Raw genomic sequence first — 7,628 nt, forward strand, 5'->3', positions numbered from 1 at the left:
AAATAGGGTAATGGATGAGGGAAGAAGCCGGGTGGGAAAAGGATCACGCGGATATAATGAGCGGCGTTTAGGACGGGCGGAATGGCAGAACCTTGATCAGTAAAGGGAATGGAGTTCAATATACATAATTGCTGAAATGGCAATAGGCAAATTATGAAAAACAAATTGTCGCGGCAATTGTTCTTCCTAAGGATAAATATAATAAATTGCCGGCGAAGAGAATGAAGCCCGATCCCATTATATTGGGGGCCAAACTATAAAGTGTTATAACATTCCGGCAACAGAAGGCTAAGGGAAAAACTGTAGAAATCATCACATTGTATAACTGTAAATCACTTATAATCATGAAAAATTTTTTGCCCATTGTATTAGTTTTATTTATTATTCAGGCGTGCGGTTCCGGTTCCAACCAATTTTCGATAGAAGGTAATCTGGATAACGCCAATAATGAGAGGTTGTATCTGTTGGAACTGAAAACAGACGGTGTCAACAAAGTGGATTCTGTGCAGCTTGACCAGGATGGAGAATTTGAGTTCGAAGGATATACGGAGGTCGCCAAATTTTTCCTTGTACGGACTTCTCCACAAAATTCGGTAACGCTTGTGGTTGAACCTGATAATCATATAACCCTTAAAGGGGATGCTCAGAATATGGGCAATGATTATAAGGTTAGTGGATCGGAGGGCTCCCGGGAGATCATGAAATTACGCAAAAGGCTGGAATCGACTATTGCCAGTCTTGATTCCCTGGGTCAGATCTATCAGAATAACCCCGACCAGGAAACGCAGGATGATCTGAAAAACCGACTCAATAAGGAATCCAGGAAGATTGTGCAGGATCAGAAAGAATATACCAAAGACTTTATCGATCGCAACATCAATTCGCTGGCCAGCCTGATGGCGCTTTATCAGCAGATAGGTCCCAGAAGCTATGTGTTGAATCCGCAGCAGGATTTTGCTTATTTTGAAAAGGTTGATTCTGCTCTGATGGCCAACTACCCCAATTCTGAACCTGTTAAGTCCCTACATTCGCAGGTTGAAGAAATGAAAAAAAAGATGGAAGCCGATAATGCAGCCTCGGAACGACTGGGTGTGGGCAAGGAAGCACCTGAAATTGCTCTGCCCAATCCTGAGGGAGATACCGTGAGATTGTCTTCATTGCGCGGCGATTATGTTTTGCTGGATTTCTGGGCTGCCTGGTGTAAACCCTGCCGTGTGGAAAATCCCAACCTCGTTGAAACGTATAAAAAATTTAAGGATGAAGACTTTGAAATTTATCAGGTATCTCTGGATAAGAGCCGCTCGGACTGGTTGAACGCCATTGAAAAAGATGAACTGGGTGACTGGTATCATGTGAGCGATCTTGAATTCTGGAATTCCAGGGCTGCGCAAAAGTATAACATCAGAAGCATTCCGGCTAGCTTTCTGCTGAACAAACAAGGGGAAATTATAGCCAAAAACTTGAGGGGAGATGATTTACCTGCCAAATTGAATGAGATATTCTCCGATCAGTGATTTTTAAAGGCATACAAATGCCTTAGGTTTACTTTACCCGGATTTGATTTTCATCAGGGCCTTTTTTAACCCGAATTATTCAAGAATAATTCTGACGCTATTGAAAAACCTGGCTTTTTGCTTCATTACTTTCGCAAAAGGCCGGTTTTTCTAATGCGGGGTTACCTTGCTCCGCACGCTGTCGCTGAAGCTTTAGCGTAGGCGCCAGAAGCTTCGCGAAGGCGAGCCTGGATCCTACCCACAAACCATCGCGCATTCATAAACTTTCTCGCTTTCAGCGAGATACGTTTATGAATGATCCAGGTTAAGTTTCTGATGAATTTCTTTTTATATTTGAGGCAGAAAAAAAATTGGAAATGAAACCCGCATGCAGTGACCTGCACAACAAGAACATGATTAACATGCAGGTTCCATGGTGAGTCAAGCAAAATACCCAAATTTGGCATGTAAATTAATTTGAAATTCGAACTTTTAATAAACTGTTAACCGAATGAAAAAGGTAATCATCTTTGTTTTAGCCGTTTTGACTTTTGCCTGCACCAATGAAAACAAATTTACCGTGGAGGGAAGCATTGAGGATGCAGAACAACAAAAAGTATATTTTGAGGAAAAAGAGGTAAGTGGTACCAAAGTTTTGGATTCCGCGAGTCTGGGCGGAAGCGGGAGATTTAAGTTTTCAGGAACCACAGAATATCCGAAATTCTACAACCTTACCCTGGATGGGAAATTTGTTACACTTTTGATTAAACCCGGAGAAGAGGTGACTTTTCAAACGAATGCGAATAATTTTTATAATTATACCATTGAAGGCTCACCGGGCTCCAAAAAGGTGAAAAAACTGGAAAATCGTCTGAGGGAGACCAAATCCAAACTGGATTCCCTTGATGAGATTTACGAACGCATTAAGGACGAGGAAGGTTCTCAGCAGAGAATTGCCGAACTTGATGAAACATACAAAAGAATCCTGAACCGGCAGAGAGATTCCTCAATTTCCTTTATTATCAATAATATGGGATCGCTGGCAAGTATCATGGCGCTTTATCAAAAGATCAATGATGATACTTATGTGCTTTATAAAAATACTGATCTGCAATATATTAAGCTCGTTGCCGATTCTTTGGAGAATAAATATCCGCAATCGATGCATGTTAAATCTTTACTGGCTAATAAAGAAGATTTAATGAAGCAATACAGAAATCTGGAGCTTCAACAGTCGATCAGTCAATTTGGTACACCCAGTGACTATCCGGATATTAAGCTGCCTGATCCGGCAGGCGACTCTGTCTCACTACAGAATCTGAATGATAAAATGATTTTGCTGAGTTTCTGGGCATCATGGAATGAACAAAGTGTCCGGCGAAATCTTGAATTGAAGGATATTTACAGAAGATATAATAATAAGGGTTTTGAAATCTATCAGGTTTCGCTGGATGAAGACAGGAGTGAATGGGTTAAAGCGATTAATTTTGATCAGTTGCCCTGGATAAATGTTAGCAGCCTGAATGGTCCGAATGCTTATGCAGCAAGGATATATAATGTGCAGGAGCTTCCCACGGATTTTCTGATACATCAGGAGAGAGGTGTTATTGCAAAAAATCCCGACAGAAAGGAATTAAGAAGGAGGTTATCCATTGCACTGGATTAATTAAACACGACTTTTGGAATACGGGAAAAAAATATATTTTGCCTCCGATTTTCATTTGGGAGCACGGAATCATGAAGAAAGCCTGAAAAGGGAGAAAGCCATCGTTCGTTGGCTTGAGGAGATACGGCCACAGACGTCAGCTTTATATCTTTTGGGAGACATTTTTGACTTTTGGTTTGAATATCGGAGAGCAGTTCCAAAGGGTTTTGTCAGGTTTTTGGGTAAGATAGCCCAGTTTACTGATGAGGGCATACCCGTTCATTTTTTTACAGGCAATCATGATCTCTGGATATTCGATTATCTTCCCAATGAAGTGGGGCTGATCATTCATCACGAGCCTTACACGATCACCGTGAACGGGAAAAAATTTTATATGGCTCATGGTGACGGGTTGGGTCCCGGGGAGAAAACATTCAAACTGCTGAAAGGAATCTTCCACAATTCCTTTGCCCAGTGGTTGTTTGGCCGGTTGCATCCCAATCTTGGAATATTCCTGGCTCATAAATGGTCGCTGAGCAGCAGAAACGTACACGGTGTGCCCGATGAATTCCGTGGGGAGGATGGTGAGAGGCTTATACAACATGCGCGAGGGACTTTGGAAAAAGAACATTATAATTATTTTATATTTGGACACAGGCACCTTCCCATTGATTACCGGTTGAACCGGAATTCCCGCTATATTAATCTTGGCGACTGGATTCACCATTATACGTACGGTGTATTTGACGGTGAAAAATTTGAATTGAAACAATATGTGTAACCTTATTTATCAGGCAATTGATAATAATTATTTAAAAGATGTCATTAAAAAAGACTTTTGGTAATGCTTTACGGGGTTTGTGGCTTTATATTTCAGGAGAGACCAATAACCGGATTCATTTATCGGCCGTTGTCCTTGTTATTGCCGCAGGCATTATCCTTAATATCAACCGAGTGGAATGGTTATTTTTGGTTGTTGCCATTGGATTGGTGCTCACCTCGGAGGCCTTCAATTTTTCCCTGGAAAAACTCTGTGATGAGGTTCAATCGGCGTATAGCGAACGAATAAGGATTGTCAAGGATATTTCTGCCGGTGCCGTTTTAATAGCCGCCATTATTTCTGCGGTAATCGGTTTGATTATATTTGTTCCCAAAGTGATCGGTCTGTTATTTTAGTGAAGCGGCCGGTGGTTTTTGGCAAGATATGATAATTTTGATCGGTCCCGGACGGAATAGGTATGCTAAAGGAAAATATTTATGAGGATCATCTACATCAGCAACAACTGGATCGACAAAGGGTCCTGTACAGTTTTTTCCACCTACAACGTATGGGGCATAGCGCAAAATGAAGTGGAGACCCATCTGTTTGTAAGAAATGTATCCGAGGGGGATACGGAAGATTTGATGCGGGAATATTTTAATCTTGATTATCCCGGTTATCTTACCATTCATAGGATGGAAAAGCGGTTCAAAAAAGCCAATATGGAATTTTACTGGCAAGTTGCCCGTAAAGTTAAGGAACTGGCCGATGAACATACTGTTGTCATAACGAGGACACCCAAGGTTTTGCCTTATTTGCTGATGACACCCCGGCGCAAATTCCGAATTTACTACGAAACCCATAATTTTTTTTACGATCTGAAACCTCGTGATGATCTTAAGAAGAAAACCCTTTCCCTTTATAAAAATTCCATACAGGAAAGGATCACATTGAGAAAGATAGACGGTTTGATCTGTTTGACGGAGACACAGAAAAAGCTTTGGCAGCAATATGTGGATATCCCCATTCACGTTGTTTTTCCGGGGTTGTTAGCACCCATCCATCTCCACAGAAATTTGGATGCCATTAATCTGGCATATACCGGGTCCTTGGATAAAGGTAGGGGTATTGATCGTATCATTGAAGTGGCAGGTTATTTGCCTACCAATTATCACATTTTTGTTTTTGGTGGAACGCAGGCTAGTGTGAAGGAAAAGCTACATGACGAATTGCAGGAGAAGGAGGTAGCCCATAAGGTAACGATCACCGGATGGCTGAATCAAACTGAACTGCAGAAACGCCTCAATGAAATGCATCTGGGTTTGCTGCCCCTGCAAGACAATTTTTTTAACCGTTACCTTACAGCTCCTTCCAAATTGTTCGACTATCTGTCTCACAGCCTTCCTTCCGTTGCTTCTCAGCTCCCTGCACTTGAAGAACTGGTCAACGACCATCATTTAGGCATCATGGCTGACTGGAATCATCCAGTGGAGGTAGCTTCACAGATTGTTCAATTAATGAGTGATATGGGACGATACAGATATATGAGTGATAAAGTCTACAATTTTGCCCGGGAACATACCTGGGAGAAAAGAGGCAGTAAGCTTATAGAAGCGTTGTTTGAATAACTTTTTTATGCAAATAAAGATTTTTACTTGTTAGCCCTGTTATATTTTGGCTTCATGTATAGCTAACATTTCAAAATGTTTTTTATCGGTCATGTTTTCTCTTTCAATTTTTATTTTACTTCCGTCGATCTCAAAATTTTCTAAATAGAAAACTGTATAATTGTACTCATTTAGTATATCGAAGAGTTCGTATCTTTCTTTTGTAGTTAATCTTTTATAGCATTCTACCATTAAGTTTGGTTTGTAATCTTTTAAAATATTGGGAATTGTTTTTAATATCTCTTTATCATACCCTTCAGCATCGATTTTTATTAAATCCAACTTGGTTAAATCATCGGAGTAATTTGAATATAAGAACTTTTCCAGATTTCTTCCTGTAACTTTAAGTTGATAATTGTGTTTATGATGTTGATTTCTTATCTGGGTAAGAAATCCTCCATTGCAGAAGGAGGCATCAGAATAATTAAAGGTATAGATGCCTTCGTTTTCTGTTGCTGCAAAACAATAAGGATGGATATTGGTATATTCAGTATTCAATTTTGAGTTCTTTTTCAAAATTTTAAAAACATACTGGTTTGGCTCTATACCTAAAACTAAGCCTTCTTTACCTACAGCCAGTGCCATCGGCACAGAAGTATCACCCGTATGTGCCCCAATGTCAACTATCATTCCTCCATTCCGGGCAAGTGTATTATAAAATTTTACTTTAGAACTTGTTATTTCCTTTGGTTTTTCAAAAGGATGTAACCACTGTGCATATTCTATATTTCCCAGTTTATCAATTTGAAAAGTTTTAATTTCATAACCATATTCTTTAAAGGTTTTTTTCTGTTGCCTTTTTTTTAATTTACGTTTGAGATAATTGATCATGTTTATGGACAATTATTAATAATTGAATTGTTAAACGTTAGTTTTTCACTCATCACCGGTCAGATCGAGATCCTTAAAAACAAAAACTGTTCGGAATATCCCGAAAGAAACGGTTTCATCCCTGAACGTGGTGTAAGAAAAAAGATATCCGTTATGATAATTGACCAGTTCCGAGAAAACTTTTCCTGCACCGAGCACACCTGTTACAGGATTTTCTCCCTTAAACTCCCGGTTTATCTTTTTCTTATGTCGTTCGGAATCTGGTCGGGTAAGCAGGGCCAAAAGCAGTATCGCCAGTATGATCCATAATAATTTTTTCATAATATTCGCATTTGTGGCTTATGTTATACGGGAAATTTCCGTTTTGGTTTAACTCAAAGTTTTAAATCCCGATCAGGCTTAAGGCCCGTTGAAGTTACTTCCCAAAAACTGTTTTTTTATTCCGAAGAGCCGGGAACCGGAACTTTGGCATTGACCAGATCACTGGAACCTAATGAAGTAACTGATTCAGGCCCACCTTCCGGCCCCAACCGCAGATTCGACTTCATCATTTCTTCCCAGGTGACTTCCTGTCCGGTATATGCGGAAATTCTGCCCATTATTGCAGTCATGGTCGATTTGGCTGTAAATTCAGCTACATTAACGGGTTCATTTCTCCGGATGGATGTTACCAGGTGAATATGTTCCTGGACATAGGGACTGTTTACATCCTCAGGTTCCTCATAGGTCCAGATTTTTTCACCATCCGGTTTGCTCATATAGGTTTTGCAGTCGGAATAACCATTCGTCCCGCGTATTAAATCCGAAACATTGTTGGTACATCCGTTGATTTGTCTGCACATGCTATTTACGTGAATGTCCCCTTCGTACGTGTAATCAACGCTGAAATTGTCGTATTGATCACCTGTAACCCTTCGATGTCTGGATCCGAATGCAGTGGCACGCTGAGGAAATTTGCCACCCAAAAACCAATTGATCCCGTCAATGTTGTGGATAAATTGTTCTACAATATGGTCGCCCGAGAGCCATGACCAATTCACCCAATCACGGAGCATAAATTCCATATCGCTCCATCCGGATTGTCTTTCTCTATACCAGAGCTGACCGATATTATAATAGGAGTTTGCGGCGACGATATCTCCGATCTCACCACGCATGATCCGTTTATAGGCTTCGATGTAACTTTTCTGGTGGTGCCGCTGGGTTCCCGTCATTACGGATAGTCCGAGGTC

General features: G+C 40.5%; 8 protein-coding genes. 5 read left to right on the plus strand and 3 right to left on the minus strand.

Annotated features, from left to right (window positions below; genetic code table 11):
- Positions 1 to 344 precede the first annotated feature (344 nt).
- The 5 genes from KGY70_14160 (at position 345) to KGY70_14180 (ending at position 5,526) form a co-directional block, all read left to right on the plus strand.
- On the plus strand, positions 345 to 1,514 hold the full coding sequence (locus KGY70_14160) for an AhpC/TSA family protein (protein MBS3776334.1): 1,170 nt from the start codon (positions 345 to 347) through the stop codon (positions 1,512 to 1,514).
- A gap of 490 nt (positions 1,515 to 2,004) precedes the next feature.
- On the plus strand, positions 2,005 to 3,159 hold the full coding sequence (locus KGY70_14165) for a DUF4369 domain-containing protein (protein MBS3776335.1): 1,155 nt from the start codon (positions 2,005 to 2,007) through the stop codon (positions 3,157 to 3,159).
- 13 nt (positions 3,160 to 3,172) lie between these two features.
- A complete protein-coding gene (locus KGY70_14170; protein MBS3776336.1) occupies positions 3,173 to 3,919 on the plus strand; it encodes a UDP-2,3-diacylglucosamine diphosphatase in 747 nt (248 codons plus the stop codon).
- A gap of 38 nt (positions 3,920 to 3,957) precedes the next feature.
- Positions 3,958 to 4,314, plus strand: coding sequence for a diacylglycerol kinase family protein (locus tag KGY70_14175; GenBank protein MBS3776337.1), 357 nt, complete (start codon positions 3,958 to 3,960; stop codon positions 4,312 to 4,314).
- Positions 4,315 to 4,395: 81 nt separating this feature from the next.
- Positions 4,396 to 5,526, plus strand: coding sequence for a glycosyltransferase (locus KGY70_14180; GenBank protein MBS3776338.1), 1,131 nt, complete (start codon positions 4,396 to 4,398; stop codon positions 5,524 to 5,526).
- 39 nt (positions 5,527 to 5,565) lie between these two features.
- On the opposite strand, the gene KGY70_14185 is transcribed toward KGY70_14180, so the two are convergent.
- The 3 genes from KGY70_14185 to KGY70_14195 all read right to left on the minus strand — a co-directional run.
- A complete protein-coding gene (locus KGY70_14185; GenBank protein MBS3776339.1) occupies positions 5,566 to 6,396 on the minus strand; it encodes an FkbM family methyltransferase in 831 nt (276 codons plus the stop codon).
- Between the two features lie 45 nt (positions 6,397 to 6,441).
- Positions 6,442 to 6,717: a hypothetical protein gene (locus KGY70_14190; GenBank protein ID MBS3776340.1), complete on the minus strand. Its 276-nt coding sequence runs from the start codon at positions 6,715 to 6,717 to the stop codon at positions 6,442 to 6,444.
- Between the two features lie 116 nt (positions 6,718 to 6,833).
- A partial coding sequence (locus KGY70_14195) for an oxidoreductase (protein MBS3776341.1) occupies positions 6,834 to 7,628 on the minus strand: 795 nt, incomplete at its 5' end.

This window comes from Bacteroidales bacterium (assembly GCA_018334875.1).
GTDB lineage: Bacteria > Bacteroidota > Bacteroidia > Bacteroidales > UBA12077 > JAGXLC01.

Bases quoted from the DNA above. Each gene is read 5' to 3' on its own strand.
- KGY70_14160 (MBS3776334.1), top strand. From the start codon at position 345: ATGAAAAATTTTTTGCCCATTGTATTAGTTTTATTTATTATTCAGGCG.
- KGY70_14165 (MBS3776335.1), top strand. From the start codon at position 2,005: ATGAAAAAGGTAATCATCTTTGTTTTAGCCGTTTTGACTTTTGCCTGC.
- KGY70_14175 (MBS3776337.1), top strand. From the start codon at position 3,958: ATGTCATTAAAAAAGACTTTTGGTAATGCTTTACGGGGTTTGTGGCTT.
- KGY70_14180 (MBS3776338.1), top strand. From the start codon at position 4,396: ATGAGGATCATCTACATCAGCAACAACTGGATCGACAAAGGGTCCTGT.
- KGY70_14185 (MBS3776339.1), bottom strand. From the start codon at position 6,396: ATGATCAATTATCTCAAACGTAAATTAAAAAAAAGGCAACAGAAAAAA.
- KGY70_14190 (MBS3776340.1), bottom strand. From the start codon at position 6,717: ATGAAAAAATTATTATGGATCATACTGGCGATACTGCTTTTGGCCCTG.